The following is a 572-nucleotide window of genomic DNA, read 5'->3' as shown; positions in this document are numbered from 1 at the left end:
GACCAAGCGTGCGCTCTTCCCGTCGAACTATCCCCCTGCATCGGCGCAAGGAATTTGAAATGGAGCTGAAGAACAAGCGAGTCCTCATCACGGGGGGATCGGGCGGGATCGGCCTCGCATTGGCCCGTGCGTTGATCGCGCGAGGCGCCAGGGTGGTCATCACGGGAAGGCGCAGAAGTGTCCTGGGTGATGCGCTGCGCAGCCTTGACTCGGCGACGGGCGTCTGCGCTGACATGGGAAGTCCCGAGGGACGCCCGGCCACGCTGGACCAGCCGATACAGATGCGCGGACTCGACATCGTCGTCAACAACGCCGGCGGCGTGCGGGCTGGCCGGCAGGAGAACACCACAGAAGCCGATATCGAGCAGATGGTGACCGTCGATCTGCTCGCGCCCATCCTGCTGACCCGCGCGGCGATACCCGCCCTGTGAGCGAGCGGAGATGCCATGATAGTGAACGTCGCCTCCGGCATCGCCCCGGTCGGCGCACCTTTCTATGTGACCTACGCGGCTGTCAAAGCGGGTCTGGCTCGCTTCGGCGAAGCGCTCAGGCGCGAGCTCAAGGGCGAAGGC

Annotated in this window: 1 pseudogene; it reads left to right on the top strand. The window is 65.7% G+C overall.

Annotated features, from left to right (window positions below):
- Window positions 1-59: 59 nt before the first annotated feature.
- Window positions 60-572: pseudogene (locus AC1DTN_RS38705) on the top strand (SDR family NAD(P)-dependent oxidoreductase); the annotation flags it as partial.

The organism is Rhizobium sp. 01T444 (assembly GCF_056398305.1).
Note: the sequence above shows the minus strand (reverse complement) of the source record. Positions and strands in the feature narration are given on the sequence as shown.